Raw genomic sequence first — 15853 nt, forward strand, 5'->3', positions numbered from 1 at the left:
CGTGGAGAACGGACCGGATGCTCCCTCTGACGCGGCGGTCGTCGCCCGCTGCCGGGCCACCGTGGACGCCATGGCCGCCGGCGCCGTCGAGTCGAACGACGTGTCCTCCTTCGTGGCCGAGCTGAACACGTTGTCCGCGGGGCATCCCCAGCGCGGCGAACTCGCGGCAACGATGGTCACTCTGCTGACCGAGGGGGGCGGCGCACCGCCTTTGAAGACCATGAGCGATCTCGGTGCGCTGCTGAGCATGGTAGACACCGCGCCGCCGCATTTACTCGCCTGGCCGCAGGCGCGGGATTCGGGCCGCGCTTGCCAGCTGGCGCACGAGGCGCAGCACCGGAAGATCGACGGCACTGCCGCCATCGCCGAGCTGGACGAGCTCGCGGGCAGGCACGCGGACTTCCCGCCGACTCTGAACGCGATCGAGAGCGCCCGCAAAGCAGTACAGCTCAATACCGCCTTCCACCGAGGTGACGAGAGCAGCGTGTCCGGTGCGGCGGAAGCTATGGGGCAGATGATCGACCGCATCGGCGACGTACCGCAGTCCGCGCCTCTCCGGGAAATGCAAGCCACGATGCAGGAACTTCTTCGGTCGATGCGTACCGGGGACTGGGAAGAAGTGCGGGCCCTTCTCGACCGTCTACGCGGCAGCGCGGCCACCCTCGGCTTGGACCCGGCCGACTTCGCGGTACCGGGAGGGAGCGAAGCGATACTAAGCCTGATAAACGATCCCGAACCTGACTTCAGCGACCTGACCGCCGAGGAAATCATCCGGAAGTACACCGGCGACAGTGCGAACCCCGCGGGCAAACTCGTCGCGAACTACGCCCTGCTACGCGGGGGCCAGGAGACCGACCTCGACCGGATCGATCGCGCCGTCGAACTGATGAGGGAGGCGGCGGATGAGCCCGGTCCCATGCAGGACGCCGCCCGGAACGGGCTCGCCATCACTCTGTGGCGGCGGGCGGAAGTCCTCGGCACCATCGAAGGCCTCGATGAGGCCCAGCAGGTACTCGAGGACCTCATCGACGATCTGCGTGGCCGCGGTGGTTCGGCGAACCGGCCGTGGACCGACGTCCAGAATCTGCTCGCGCAGATCAAGCGACGGGTGGGCAACCGCCGTGGGTCCGACGTGGCGGGCCTGGAAGCCATGTACCGGTTCGCCCACCAGGCCCTGGTGGAATCGGACCCGGCAACCGCAAGGACCGGCCTGCGGGAGGCCGCCACCTATGGCATGGACTTCGCCCGGCAGTGCTTGGTGACCGGGGATTACGCGGGTGCGATGCACGCGTTGGACGCCGGCCGCGGCCTGATGCTGTTCGCCGAGGTCGAAGTACTCGACCTCGTACCGAGGCTGCGGGCGGCGGGTCGCGATGACCTGGCCCGCCGCTGGGAGGTCGAAGGGCCGACGGCCTGGGGCCTGCGCGCCGAGGCCGTCGAGGTGCTGGTGGCCGCCGCGGGCGGGATCGACAAGCTGCTCAAACTGCCGACGCCGTCGGATGTCCGAGCCGCGCTGCGGTCCGTGGACGCGGACGCCCTCGTCTACCTCCTCCCCGCCGAGGGGTATCAGCCGGGGATGGCACTGGTGGTGCCGCGCGAAGGACCGATGGCCTACTTACCGCTGACCTACCTCAGCGTACGGAAAGAGGCTGAAGTCGAGGGGTATCTGGCCGCGTTGTCGGCTCTGTCCCGCGAGTTGAGCCCGGCCGCTCAAGCTCCCTTCACCAACCGCCTGGACGAGCTGTGCGAGTGGGCATGGCGAGCGGCCATCGGCCCGCTCCTGGATCGCTACTTCGCCCGCGACGTGGAAAAACGCGACCGGACGCCGCGGATCGTGCTCATCCCGATGGCGGAGCTGGCGGCCATCCCCTGGAAAGCCGCGCGCAACGCGGAGGGCACCTACGCAGTGGAGCTGGCCGCCTTCTCCCAGGCGGTGTCGGCACGAGAGTTCTGCGCCAACGCCGCACGCCCACCGGTGCGGCTGACCTCGACCGGCCTCGTCGTCGGTGACCCGCGAACGGATGGTCTCCCACGGGATCTGCCCGCCGCCCGGCTCGAGGCCTTCGAGGTGCACCAGGCCTTCCTGCGCGCGGCGAAGTACGTAGGGCGCCGCCCGAACGGCTCGGTGAGCCCGTCTGGGCCCGGCACCGCCGACCAGGTGCGCGCCTGGCTGGCCACCGACAAACCGCAGGCGGGGGCGGTGCTCCATCTAGCCTGCCACGGCCAGTTCGCCTCCGACGAGCAGACGGCGAAGGCGAGCTTGCTGCTGGCGTCCGATCCCGCCGGCGGCCATGGCGAGCTGGGCGCGGACGAGATCGTGCGGCTGCTCAACAGCAACCCGAACCGGCAGATCGGTCTCGTGGTGATGGCCGCGTGCCACACGGGCCGATCCATCCACGGCTACGACGAGGCATACAGCCTCGGCACGGCGTTCCTGGCGGGCGGTGTCCGCACGGTCCTCTCCACGCAGTGGGCGGTGCCGGACGAGGCGACCTCGATGCTGATGTACCTGTTCCACCACTACTTGAGGACGGAGCGGCTGCCACCGTGGCAGGCGCTGCGCGCGGCTCAGCTCTGCATGCTCCGCCCGGACACGCCCATGCCCGACACCATGCCCGCTCACCTGCGCGAGCTTGTCGGCGGCCGCGAGCACGCCGGGGTCGTTGGATGGGCGGGGTTCGTCCACGGCGGCCACTGACCAGCCCCGACCAGAGGAGACCGGATGCCCCAGACCACCGAGACCATCGACGAGCTGCGCGCCCGGCTCGCGGGACTCACCGGCCCTGCCAGGACGGAGCCACTGGGAAACCTGGCGCAGAAGCTGTACCAGCGCATGATGACCGTGCCGGTCGAGTCCCCCTCGGCGCGGGCGGACCTGGACGAGGCGATCCGCTGTGCCGACGAGGTTTATGGCTACCACCGCGAAGACGACCCGCAGCGCCCGCAGGTCGCGGGATTCTTGGGATTCCTGCTCGCCTTCCGTGACTCGCAGGTCCGGAGCGGGGGCGAACGGTCGCGAGCCATCACGCTGATCGAGGAGGCCATCACACGAGGAACGTTCGCGGTCAACTATTCCGCGATATTGCGAGTGCTGCTGGGGATGTTGCTGATCACCAACTCCGAGCATCGGCTGACGGCGATGCTGTCGCAGTCGCCGATCGACATGCTGACCGGACGGCGCTCCCCCGCGGCCAACCCGGACCTCGACCGCGCGGAACAACTGCTGCTGAATGTGCGCGAGACGGCGGGCGTTACGGCTGACATCTTGGACATGGCCGAGCTGCTGCTTCAGATGTGCGAACTGATGAAGACCTTGCTCGGGATCGGGACCAACCCCTTCGACCTGACGGCGATGCAAGGCTTCTTCGGGCGGTTCGCCGAACTGAAGAGGCGATTCGACACCGGTGGTACGGGTGTCTTCGGGTTGATGCGCACGGCGCTGGAGCCGGGGGCGGGGATCCTCGATATGCCACGCGAGGAAGTACCCGTGATCATCATGGAGGACGACGGCGAAGAAAGCGCGAACACGCCACTCGAGCAGACCCCGGCTGCCACCCCGCCGCTGCCCGCTCGACATGACCTGATGCGTTCCCTCGTCCAATCGCTGTCCCTGGACCAGAACGGCGAGGACACCTGGCACAACACGGCCCGGTTCCTACTGCCCGGCTCGACCGCGCCCGGTGTCGAAATCGTCGACGACACCGTCGCCTTGGCCAGTGAGGTCATGGAGAGCGACGATGTCGATCTGTCCGAAGAGGACACTGCGCTGGCTCACTTCGTCTACGCCACGTTCCTGTGCTTGCGGCAACGCGCGGACCCCGACGGCGACGGCACCGACTACGAACTCGGCACAGAGGCCTTGCTGACCGCCGTGCGCGCGCTCCCGGCCGATCATTCGGCAGTGCCGGTGATGCTGCGCTCGTTGGGCGCGTTCCTCTCCCCCAAGCGACCGCTGGCCGGGTTGGAGCCTGTCGCGGCCGGATTCACCGGGCGCCTCGACGCCGCGTTGGCCGCCGGAGACCTGGCCGCGGACCGCGCGGCGGAGCTGCACGCCTTGCGCTGCGTTTGCCGGGCGGCGTTCGCCGCGGCCGAGCTGCGCAAGGCGATCGAGGGCCTGCCCGCTGACTATCCCTGGCCCGTGTCGCTGACGGCCGCGGCCCGACCGCTCGGCTGACGCACAGAGTGAAAGGGACAGCGGTGACAAACCGGTTCTTCGGGCGGGTTGACGAACTCCGCCTGCTCTCGGAACTGCTGGCTACCGCGGCCGAAGGGCGGCCCACGGCCATGGTGCTCGACGGTGAGGCCGGCACCGGAAAGACCCGGCTGCTGCAGGAGTTCGCGCGCACCGCACGAGAGGCAGGCGCGTTCGTACTGGCGGGCGGCTGCCTGGAACTGGCGGGCGACGGCATTCCGTACGGACCGCTGACCGAAGCGCTGCGTGGCCTGGTCCGTGCCGAAGGCGAGCGGCGGGCCAGGGAACTGGCCGGACCGGCTTGGTCGGAGCTGGCGGACCTGATCTCCGACTTCACCACCGGCCCCGGACCCGCCCCGGGATACGGCGCGCAGGCCAGGGTGTTCGGCGCGGTCTCCCGGTTGCTCGACCACCTCGGCGGCCAGAAACCTTTGCTGCTGGTGTTCGAGGACGTCCAGTGGGCCGACACCGCCACCCTGGACCTCATCGCCTTCCTGGTGCTCACCAATTCCGACGAGCGGCTGATGCTGGTGTGCAGCTACCGGTCCGGGCTCCGCACCGGGCACCCGCTGCGGGTCCGGTTGACCGAGCCGGAGTTCGTCCGCCGCACCCGCAGGATGACGCTGCCGCCGTTCAGCCGCAAGGAGCTGCGGTCTTTCGTCGCCATACTGACCGGGGAGGACGTCAGCCCCGAGCGGGCCGACGAGTACTTCACCCTTTCCGAGGGCAACCCGTACTTCACCGAACAGCTGGTCGCCGAGTCCGGATCGGGCGTCACCCGCATCCCGCCGTCACTGCACGACCTCATGCGTGAGCGCCTCGCCCGGCTCGGGCAGAACGCGGGCGAGCTCACCAAGGTCGCGGCAGTGGCGGGCCGCCGGGTCGGGGACGCCCTGCTGGCCCGGATCTCCGGTCTCGACGACCAGGCGCTCGATGCCGCCCTCACCGAATGCCTCGAACGGCAAGTACTGGTTGAGGACGGAAACAACGCGTCGTACCGGTTCCAGCACGCACTGCTCCGCGAAGCCGCGTACGGGATGGTGCTCACCCGGGAACGCAAGCGCCTGCACGCCCAGTTCGCCGAGGCGCTGGCCAAGGAGATGCCGTCGAACCCACACCTGCTGCCTGAGCTCGCCTACCACTGGTTCGCCGCGGACGACGCGCACCGGGCACTACACGCCTCGGTCGGCGCAGGGGACCTCGCCATGCGCCTACGGGCGTTCACCGAAGCGGAAACCCAGTACGCCCGTGCGCTGGATCTGTGGCCGCGGTTGGCCGAACCGGAGCAGGTCGCGGGCACCACGCTGACGCAGGTGCTGGAGGTGGCCGCGAACGCCGCCCGCTGGGCCGGGCACCTTCGTCAATGCGTGACTTGGGCTCGCCGGGCGGTGGAGGCCGCGAGTGGGGCGGATCTCGTGCTGCGCGGTGGCCTGCACGAGCGGCTGAGCAGCTATTTGTGGGAGGCGGGCGACGACGAGGAGTCGCTGGCCGAACTGCGTTCCGCGGACCACTTGCTGACCGAGGTACGGCCGAGCGCGGCGGGCTCCCGTGTTCGTTCCGCCCTCGCCACCGCGGCGGTGAAGTCCGGGCAGTGCACGGAAGCACTCGAACTCGCTCTGCAGGCCGAAGCGGAAGCCGAGACGGCGTCCGCAGGTCCGGAAGTCGGGCGCGCGCGGATCAGCCAGGGGCTGGCGCTGTCCGGCCTCGGCAGACACGACGAGGCGATCGCGGCCGTGGAAAGCGCACTGGGCATCGCCGAAGCGGAAGATCAGCTGGAAGACCAGTTACGAGCCCGTGGCAACCTCGGCGTCTGCTTCGAGCGTGCGGGCCGGATAGCCGAGGCCGCGGAACAGTTCCAGCTCGGCCTGGCGACAACAAGGGAGTTCGGCCTGCTCGACTCCCGGCAGTCGGCGCTGCTGGCGAACAACGCTTGCGCCACCTTGTTCCAGATCGGCGAGTGGGACAAGGCTGCGGTCCTCGTCGAGGAGGTGCTGCGCTACCACCCGGCGCGAGAAACCACGTTCCAGCGGCTGACCAAGGCGGAGGTCGACCTGGCGACCGGCCGGTTCAACGATGCCGAACGGATGTTGGAAGGTGTGCGGAACCTGCCCAGCACGCAGCCGCGGTTCCTGAGCCCCCTCTACCGTTGCCTCGCCGAACTGGCCGCCGCTCGCGGCGACCTGGAGGGCGCCCTGAGGACCGTGCGGCACGGGATCGAAGCGGTCGCCGCAAGCGAAGACGCGCTGCTGGTGTTGCAGCTCTGCGCCTATGGGCTGCGGCTCGCCGCTGACTGGCCAGGTCCCTGTCCGCCGCCGGAACTCCAGGTCTTCACCGACGAAGCCGCCTCACGGGCGACCGATGGCAGTGATCCCGAAACCCAGGTACTCGCCGCGCTCTGTGCGGCTGAGCAAGCCAGGGCGGCAGGCGTGGACGACCCGGCGACGTGGAACGGCCTCGCGGATTCGTGGTCCGGTTTGGAACGACCGTATTCCGAGGCGTATGCGCTGGCCCGCTCCGCGGAAGCCGCCGCCCGGGCTCACGACAGACCGGCCGCGGTCGAGGCGGCCGAGGAAGCCGCGAGGATCGCGAACCGGCTCGGAGCGGAACCATTGGCCGCGCTGATCCAGCGGATCAGCCGGGCGTACAAGCTGTCGAGCAGGGTCCCGGCCCGGCCGAAGAGACCGTTCGGGATCGCCGACCGCGAGCTCGAAATCCTGGGCCTCGTCTCCCAAGGGTTGACCAACCGCCAGATCGCCGGCCGGCTGCAGGTGGCTACGTCCACCGTGGCCAACCAGCGTGCGTCGGCGATGCGCAAGCTCGACGCCAAGAACGCCCCCGACGCCGTGCGGATCGCCCGCGAGAACGGGCTGCTGGGGAACTGATGGACCGCGAGAACAGGCCAAGGCACGGCCAGGTCTGGTTTCGCGTACCTGGAACCTGGAGGGAAACATGACACGCAGGGCACTGTTGATCGGCTCGAATGCCGGGGGGCTGTCCGGCACCGGCAACGACACCGCCGCGATGGCTGCCTCGTTGGCACGCTGGGGTTTCACGCCGGTGGTGTGCGACGGAGAGAACGCCAGCCGGGCGGGAATTCTCGATGCGTACGAACGGTTGATCAGCCAGTCCGGCCAGGGCGATGCCGCCGTCGTCTACTACAGCGGTCACGGCGCCTACGCCAAGGATCCCTCCCTCGCCGACGGCATGCCAGGGCCGGGGGTGGTGCAGTACATCGTGCCGACCGACTTCGAAGAGTCCACGGAGGACGATTTCCGCGGCATTGCCAACGTGGAGCTTTCCCTGCTGCTCGACAGGCTCACCGCGCGCACCCGCAATGCAGCGGTGATCCTCGACTGTTGCCACTCCAGCGCGCTCTCTCGCGATCTGGAATTCGGCGGCGTGACGAAGGCATGGCCCCGTGCCGTACCGCCGTACGTGGCCCGCGCGCATTTGGACTCGCTTCACCGCAACGGCTCCGACCTGTCGAGGTTGAATCCCCGTGGCAATCCGGACGCGGTGAGGATCGTGGCCTGCGCGACGAACCAGCGTGCCTACGAGGCGCTCAACGACGATGACGTGCCCATGGGCTACTTCACCGACGCACTCACCCGTACGCTCGACTCGCTCGACCCGCGGGCCGGGCGGTTGTCCTGGGCGACCGTTGCCGACCGTGTCCGGCAGCTCGTCCTGGAGCGGTGCGGGGTACAGCGTCCGGAGGTCGAGGGACCTGGTGAGCGGGAGCTGTTCGGGATCGAATCGGTGGATCAGGTCGCGTCCCTGCCCGCCTTCCGGCAGCGTCAGTGGATTCGCATCGCGGGTGCCCGGCTGCTTGGCTACAAGAAAGGCGACGAGTTCGCCATCTACCACGAAGACGACCTGCTCGGCGCGGTCGTGATCGAGTGGACGGACGGCCACGCGGCCTTCGGCAGGTTGCAGGGCCCCTCGCCCGATCTGGAACTTCCCGTGGGCGCGTATGCCCAGTTGGTCGCCACAGCCGTGCCGTCGCTCCCGGTTTCTCTCGACGCCGGGTTGGTTTCGCTGGTGAACCAGGTGCGAGCCGAGCCGACGCTGCGCGTGGCCTCGCCGGATGAGACCGGGGTGGTGCGCGTGGTGGCCGGCTCCGAGGGCGTTGCGTTGCACGACGGCGCCGGTCCGCTGAACCAGCCGAAAACCGACGGTGATCAGCTGCTGGGGGACCTCAAGCGGATAGCACGAGCGCGAGCGTTGCTGCGCTTTTGCGAAGATCCGGGGATGGCGTTGCCCGCGCCGGTTCGCGTCGAGCTGGCGCGGGTCGTCGACGGTGTCGCGCACCCGCTGCCCGCTGGAGGTGCCGTACTCCACCCTGGGCAGGCGGTCTGCGTGGTGGTGCACAACGAGAGTGACCAGTATCTGTATGTGTCGCTGCTGGATATCGGAGTGTCGTCACAGGTCACTTTGCTGAACCCAGCGCATCCGAGCGGCGTGCCCATCGCACCGCACCAGCGATATGTCTTCGGCGGGGACGACGTCACGGGTGCGCTACCCGGCTTCGAACTGAGCTGGCCGTCGTCGGTGCCGCCGGTGAGGCCACGCCGGGAAACGATCATGGTCCTGCTCGGCGAGGAGCGCACCGATGCGATCGTCCTGCAGCAGGGTGGCGTGCGCACGGGTCGGCCACTGAACCGGTTGGAACAGCAGCTCCGGCGATTGGGTGCCCAGGACAGCAGAGAACTCATCACACCGATGCTGACGCGCCCGGTGCGCTTCGCGGTGCGGACCCTCGACTTCGATGTCGTGGCGACGCCCGCACCGCGTGCGGAGAGGGCGGTATTCGAGGTCGACGACCGCCCGGACCCTGTTGCCTCGAGCGAAATCGGGCCGCCTGCCAGGGTCGTCATCCGGCTGCCCGCGTTGGTCGTGCACCACAATCGCTCGTTCCGCAGCCAAGACTTCCGGCTCGACTTGCTGGTCACGACCACCGGCGCCGACGGGAGGGTCCGCCATCACACCCACACCGCACGGTTCAGCGGGGCGGTAGACGGCACCCGGCTCGGCGTCGCGGACAGGTCGGTGTTCGCGGGAGAGGTGCGCGAACGACTGGACATCGCCGTATGGGTATCACCGGACGCCGGGAACGAAGTGGACTTCTCGGTATTGGCGGGGGATTCGGCCGCCGAGATCATCGACTCCGCCCAAGCCTTGCTCGCGGCGTCGTCGGACCGGGTCATCGGCCTGTACCGGGCAGGTTTCCGAGCCGATGAACGATTCGGGGCAGTCCGGCTGAAAACGGAGAACACGGTCCGCACGGCGGACTTCACCTTCGATCTCACCATCGACGAATCGCTCGTCGGCGGTCCGTCAGTTCTTCAGTAGCAGCCAATCCCCCAGACGAAAGGAAACGGCAATGGAGACCAAGCGAGTCAAACTCGGCGACCAGATGTGGAAGGTGAACGCGGCCGAGGCGGCCTCGGTGGCGGCCACCATCGAAGCCTCCATGTCCGAGGCGAAGGTCGTCAAACTCGCCCTCCTCGCAGGCGATGACACCCCGGCCACGGTCATCTTCAACGGCAGGGTGGCCTTGCTAGCCGTCATCGACGATGGCGCAGTCCCTCGGCCGACCGAGATTTCCGGTTCCAGGACTTGAGTCGCTCGGCCCGCGCAGTCCTGCTCGTCGCAGCGGCTACCCCGAACGTTCTGCCTGATACGACTCGGATCAGCCGTTTCGAGGACACGACTCAATGCCGCTATATGAGGAGCAACATCTGAGATATTTCTCGGGCGACAACGTCATCAGTTCGTCACCATCGATCCGTCGTCCGGCAGGGAAACGAGCACTCAGGCCGTCACAAACGAGTCGACCTGGGTCACGGCAGAGGCGATTGCGCGGGCAGGCGACCCTGACCCGGCTCGACGTTTCGTTCGATCCGTCCGAGGTTGGCCCAGGCACTAGACCGCCATAGCGGTCGCGGCCGGTGACCACGATGGCGCCGAGCCGCGCGCCCGCTCGATCGACGATCCGGGCGACAGGATTGCGGCGCTGTTGGTGGTGGCAAAGGCGGTCCCTGAGTCAGGAAAGCGCAACAGGGGCCGGCCACCTGCTCGCCGACGGCGAACAGAACGCACACCGGCTTGGTGGCTCCGCAAGGTCCTCCCGGATGCTGCGTGAGATCGTGGCGACGACCGCAGCGACGCCGAACGGATCGCCCGTTCGATCACCGATCCAAGAAGAACAGTTCGAGCACTGGCCTCCGTCGCCAAGGCGACCGCACGAACAGGCGCCGAAGAGACTGCCGGACAGCTGATACGAGATACGAACTACCCTCGGCAGCAGGCCCAGGCCCTCGGCGCGATCATCGGGCACGTCGCGTCCGAGCGACGACCTCGCCAACATGAAACTCAAGCTCGTCCGTTGTACGAGGCAGCACCGGAACTACTTCAGTGGCCGCCGACTCAACCCGACCGCACTGGTGTTGGACCTCCACACAGATGACGACGAACACTCCTTCCCGCACTTCCCGCGCAACGGACAGCGCGCCTACCAACTGCTCGCCGCGACCCAAGCTGCCCCACATACTCCAGACTCGGCCACCTCGCTTGCGGTGACGACCCTTCATGGACCTTGTCGCCCCCTGCGATGCCTGGACAGGGCGACACATACGTCGTGACTGGGTGTCACACTCTGCAGGTCCATCACTCCCCCAATCTGGTTTTAGACAGCATGATGAGCGCTACACAAAGGGCGAAGGGGCTACGGCATACGAGCTTCGAAACGCACCAAACCGCGCCAGACCACCAACAACCTCGGACCTCTCGCCCAGCATCGCTTACTCAATCAAGCGATAGCGCACCCCAGCGACGGGTGTCACGATGAATGGGCTCCGCGACTTTTCGCTCGCTGGCAGCCGATCACGAGCGGGTCAAAAGTTACTGTCCTGTGACTTTTTCTGGCGGCCCAGAAACGGCCCAGAGATCCATTGTGGACGTTCGCGACAGCGAACACGGCAGGTGAAGGGTGCATCCAGGCGACGCCCTACGCCAAACTCCGCTTAGTGTGACATGATCCCGAACGACGAGCACTGGCGGGTTTCCGTGCACGAGGCACAGGAACTGCAGCACGCGATCATGGGCTACCTGCCCGGCTACGCCACCCCGCGGATCGTCTGCGACGTGCCCTACGTCGGGAAGCGCTGGGTCCACCAGCTAGCCGAATACGACCGCGAACTCGGGATCTCGTACTGGACCAAGAACTACCGCACCGGGATCGAGCACGAGGACCCGGAAGCCTTGCAGCGGCGGTACCCGTACTACGACCCGATCTCGACGCTGCCCGAAGCCGGCCAGCGCTGGTGGCGCGAGCAGCCTCCGATGGCTTGACCGGCCAGTTTATCGGGTAAGTCCCGGAGGGGCGTTCAGGCTCATACGAGCTTGAACGCCCCTTTGCTTCGCTGAACGTCGATCGGTTCACGCGAACGAGTGAAAGCTCCTCGGGCTCTGTGCGGCTGCGAGGACTATGGGCGGCATCTTTGGCCGAGTGACGTGATCTGCGGAGGTTTCGTGTCGCCCGATGCACTGCATCGCACGGTTCTGGTCGTGGACGTGGAGCGGTTCAGCGGCAGGAAGAACCCGGAACAGAGGAACGTGCGCAGCGCCCTCTATGCGGCCTTGGCTCATGCGCTCGGCTCGCACTGGAACACCTGCCATCGTGAAGACCGGGGCGACGGTGTGCTTCTCCTGGCGCCGGCGGAGGTTCCGAAGCGGCTGTTCGTCGAGCAGGTGCCCGGTCGTCTGGTGAAGGCGTTGAACAGGCACAACCGAGCGCACGGGACCGGCGAGCAGATCCGGCTGAGGATGGCGGTGCACGCCGGGGAGGTTCTGCTCGACGCCCACGGCGCGACCGGCGTCGCGATCAACCACACGTTCCGGTTGCTCGACGCGTCGCCGTTGAAGGACGCCCTCGCCGGGTCGGCCGGCGTGCTCGCGGTGATCACCTCCGACTGGCTGTTCCGTGAAGTGGTCTGGCACAGCGCCGCCGACGAGACCCGCTATCGGCCCAAGCGCATCCGGGTCAAGGAAACGGAGGCGCTTGGGTGGATCTGCCTGCCGGACGACCCGTACCCGCCCGACGTCAGCCAGGCGGAGTGGCCGGAGGACGTCTGCCCCTATCCGGGTCTGCGTGCGTTCCAGCCTGACCAAGCGCGATGGTTCTTCGGCCGCGAGGCGACCTTGTCCGCGTTGATGGACAAGATCGATCACCGCGGCGGGCCGGTCTTCGTCGTCGCACCGTCCGGCGCCGGCAAGTCATCGCTGCTTCGAGCGGGCGTGACGACCGCCGTGGCCGACAGTGGACGCCCGTGGCTGTTGCTCACCCCGGCGAAGAAGCCCTGCGAAACACTGGCACAGCAGGTCGCGCGGCTCATCGACGACAGCGTGGACACCGCGCTCTCGGCGGTCGGATCCGATCCCGCCCTGTTGGCGAGCATGCTGCCTGACGGGACCGTCGTCGTGGTGGACCAGTTCGAAGAGGTGTTCACCCTGTGCGCCGGCGAGACCGAGCGGCGGTGTTTCATCGCCGCGCTGATCGCGATGCGTGCCGTTCTCGGGGTGCGGGGCGACTTCTACGACCACTGCCTCGCCGACGATCAGCTCGCGAAGTTCCTGCCGGCAAGCCAGTTCAACCTCCAGGCGATGACTCCGGCCGGGTTGCGAGCGGCCATCGAGCGGCCGGCCCGGCAGATCGGCGTCGACGTGGAGCCGAGTCTTGTCGAGGTCCTCCTGCACGAGGCCGGGACGGATGCGGGCGGGCTCCCCCTGCTGGCCCACGCGTTGGCCGTCACCTGGCAACGGCGCACGGGCGACAAGCTGACCTTGGCGGACTACGACCGGACCGGGCGGATCCAAGGCGCGATCGCGGCTACCGCGGACGAGGCCTACGCGCGGTGCTCCACGGCCGAGCAGCGCATGATCTTCCAGCACATCCTCATGCACTTGGTCGTGGTCAGGCACGACGCGCCGCCTGCCAGACGGCGCGCGGATCCGGCCGACCTCGTCAAGGGTTTCGACGCACCGCGGACCGCCGAGACGGTTCTCGGCTGGCTGATCGAGAAACGTCTGGTCACGCTGGACGACAACACCGTCGAGCTTTCCCACGAAGTGTTGCTGCGGGCGTGGCCGCGGCTCGGCACCTGGATCGAGACGGGCCGCAACGATCAGGTCATCCGGCAGCAGTTGATCGAGGCCGCCGAACAATGGGAACGGGAAGGGAAACCGGTCGGATCGCTGTATCGCGGCGATCGGCTGGCCGTCGCGAGAGGGTGGCAGTCCAGAAGTGAGCACCGCGCCGCCCTCACGCCGCTCGGTGCGGCCTTCCTTGACGCCTCGACCCGGCACGAGAGCCGACGGACAAGAGTCCGTCGAACCGCGGTCGCCATGCTGGCCGTTCTCGGCCTCGTCGCGTCCGCTGCCGCCGTCTACGCCTTCCGGCAACGCGACATCGCCCACGAACAACGTGACGCCGCGATCTTCAACAAGGTCACCGCCGAGGCGAACCGGATACGGGCCATCGACGTGTCTCTCGCGGCCCAGCTCGATCTCGTCGCCCACCGGATGCGTCCGGCCGATCCGGACACGGGCACCCACTTGATCGTCGATGCGAACGCGCCGTTGTCCGCCATGGTGCCATCGGGCAGCAAGGGCGCCGGGGTGGTGGCGTACAGCCCCGACAAGCGAACGCTGGCCACCGGCAGCGGCAGCGGTGACAGACTTGTGCGCCTGTGGAACGTCGCTGATCCGGCCCGCCCGGTGCTGCTGAACGAAACCATCAGTCACGGCGAAGCGACCCGCGCGCTCGCGTTCAGCCCGGACGGACGCACTCTGGGCACCGGCGGCGCCGACAACACGGTGCGGCTGTGGGACGTCACCGACCCAGCCCGCCCTGCGGCGCTCGGCCCGCCGATCACGGGGCACACCAAGACGATCCGGTCGCTGGCGTTCAGTCCTGACGGGCGGACGCTGGCCAGCGCGGGCGACGATCGGACCGTCCGGCTGTGGAACGTCACCGACCCCGCTCGGCACACGGGGCTCGGCCCGCCGATGGCCGGGCACACCGACACCGTCTACTCCGTGGCGTTCAGTCCTGATGGCCGGACGCTGGCCACCGGCAGCGACGACCGGACCGTGCGGCTGTGGGACATCGCCGCGCCGGACCGGGCCGAACCCTTCGGGCCACCGTTGACCGGACACACCGGGGCCATTCATTCGGTGGCGTTCGGTCCCGATGGACGGACGCTGGCGAGTGCGAGCAACGATCGGACGGTGCGGCTGTGGAACGTCGCCGATCCGGCTCGTCCGGTGGTACTGGGCCGGCCGATCACGGGGCATGCCGGCGCGATCTGGTCGGCGGCGTTCAGTCCTGATGGCCGGACGCTGGCCACCGGCGGCGACGACTACACCGTGCGGCTGTGGGACATCGCCGATCCCGGCCACCCCACGCCCATCGGCGCGCCGATCACCGGGCATGCTGACGGCGTCCGATCGATGGCGTTCAGCCCGGACGGACGCGCGCTGGCCAGCGCCAGTGGCGACCGGGCGGTAAGGCTGTGGAACATTCCCGACACCGTCCTGACCGGACATACGAGCGAAGTCAAAGCGTTGGCGTTCAGCCCGGACGGGCACGTCCTCGCTACCGGCGGCGGCGACCGGACCGTCCGGTTGTGGACGACGGCCGATCGGCGGCAACTGGGCGGACCGCTCACCGGCCACCAGGGCGACATCAACGCCTTGGCGTTCAGTCCGGACGGCCGCGTCCTGGCCACGGGCGGCGGCGACCGGACCGTGCGACTGTGGAACGTCGCCGATCCCGGCCACCCCACGCCCATCGGCGCACCGATCACCGGGCACGCCGACGGCGTCCGATCGGTGGCGTTCAGCCCGGACGGCCGCATTTTGGCCACCGGCGGCGATGTGAAGGACGAGAACGCCGCGCGGTTGTGGGACGTCGCCGACCCGGCCAAACCCGTGCCGCTGGCCAGAATCGTGATCGGGCCGGACGCCAACGCCTTGGCGGTGGCGATCAGCCCGGACGGAAGAACCCTGGCGACGGGCACCGAATACAGCGACGTCGCGGTGTGGTTGTGGAACATTTCCGATCCGGCCAGGCCCACGTTGCTGACCGGACCCCTCAAAGGGCACAAGGACGACATCCGCCGGGTCGCGTTCAGCCCGGATGGGCGGACCTTGGCCAGCGGCAGCGACGACGAGCAGGTGCGGCTGTGGGACGTCACCGATCCCGCGCACGCCACACCGCTCGGCGAACCCCTTGCCGGCCACACCAATCCCGTATCGGGGTTGGCGTTCAGCCCGGATGGACAGACGCTGGCCAGCAGCAGCAGCGACAACACCGTGCGGCTCTGGCGGACAACCGACCGGACGCAGGCGGGTCAGCCGCTCACCGGGCACCAGGCCGACGTCGACACGGTGGCGTTCAGCCCCGATGGCGCCACCCTCGCCACCGGCGGCCGTGACCACACCGTGCGGCTGTGGGACATGACCGTGCCCCGGGCCATCCACAGCATCTGCGCCATCACGGGGAACACCCTCACTCGCGAGATGTGGGACGAGTTCGTGTCGGCTGAGCTGCCGTACAGCCCGCCGTGTTCCTGAGCAGGTGTCGGCCTGTTCGGCTCC

General features: G+C 68.4%; 6 protein-coding genes and 1 pseudogene. All 7 read left to right on the forward strand.

The genetic code is table 11. The features are described 5' to 3' along the window. Position 1: 1 nt before the first annotated feature. Positions 2–2698 carry a CHAT domain-containing protein gene (locus DMC64_RS15020; RefSeq protein ID WP_125734016.1) on the forward strand — a complete coding sequence of 899 codons (2697 nt, stop codon included), beginning with the start codon at positions 2–4 and terminating at the stop codon, positions 2696–2698. A gap of 24 nt (positions 2699–2722) precedes the next feature. Next, entirely contained in the window at positions 2723–4174 is a 1452-nt protein-coding gene (locus tag DMC64_RS15025; protein WP_125734017.1) for a hypothetical protein, read from the forward strand. 23 nt (positions 4175–4197) lie between these two features. Further along, on the forward strand, positions 4198–7074 hold the full coding sequence (locus DMC64_RS15030) for an AAA family ATPase (protein WP_125734018.1): 2877 nt from the start codon (positions 4198–4200) through the stop codon (positions 7072–7074). Positions 7075–7141: 67 nt separating this feature from the next. After that, a complete protein-coding gene (locus tag DMC64_RS15035; protein ID WP_125734019.1) occupies positions 7142–9544 on the forward strand; it encodes a caspase family protein in 2403 nt (800 codons plus the stop codon). Positions 9545–9575: 31 nt separating this feature from the next. Next, on the forward strand, positions 9576–9815 hold the full coding sequence (locus tag DMC64_RS15040) for a hypothetical protein (RefSeq protein WP_125734020.1): 240 nt from the start codon (positions 9576–9578) through the stop codon (positions 9813–9815). 1406 nt (positions 9816–11221) lie between these two features. Beyond that, positions 11222–11545: pseudogene (locus DMC64_RS15045) on the forward strand (lysine 2,3-aminomutase); the annotation flags it as partial. A 180-nt stretch (positions 11546–11725) separates the two neighbouring features. Next, complete coding sequence (locus DMC64_RS15050; RefSeq protein ID WP_125734022.1) at positions 11726–15829, forward strand: hypothetical protein; 4104 nt, start codon at positions 11726–11728, stop codon at positions 15827–15829. The last annotated feature ends 24 nt before the right edge of the window (positions 15830–15853 follow it).

It is taken from the genome of Amycolatopsis sp. WAC 04197, from assembly GCF_003947475.1.
In the GTDB taxonomy this organism is placed as follows: domain Bacteria; phylum Actinomycetota; class Actinomycetes; order Mycobacteriales; family Pseudonocardiaceae; genus Amycolatopsis; species Amycolatopsis japonica.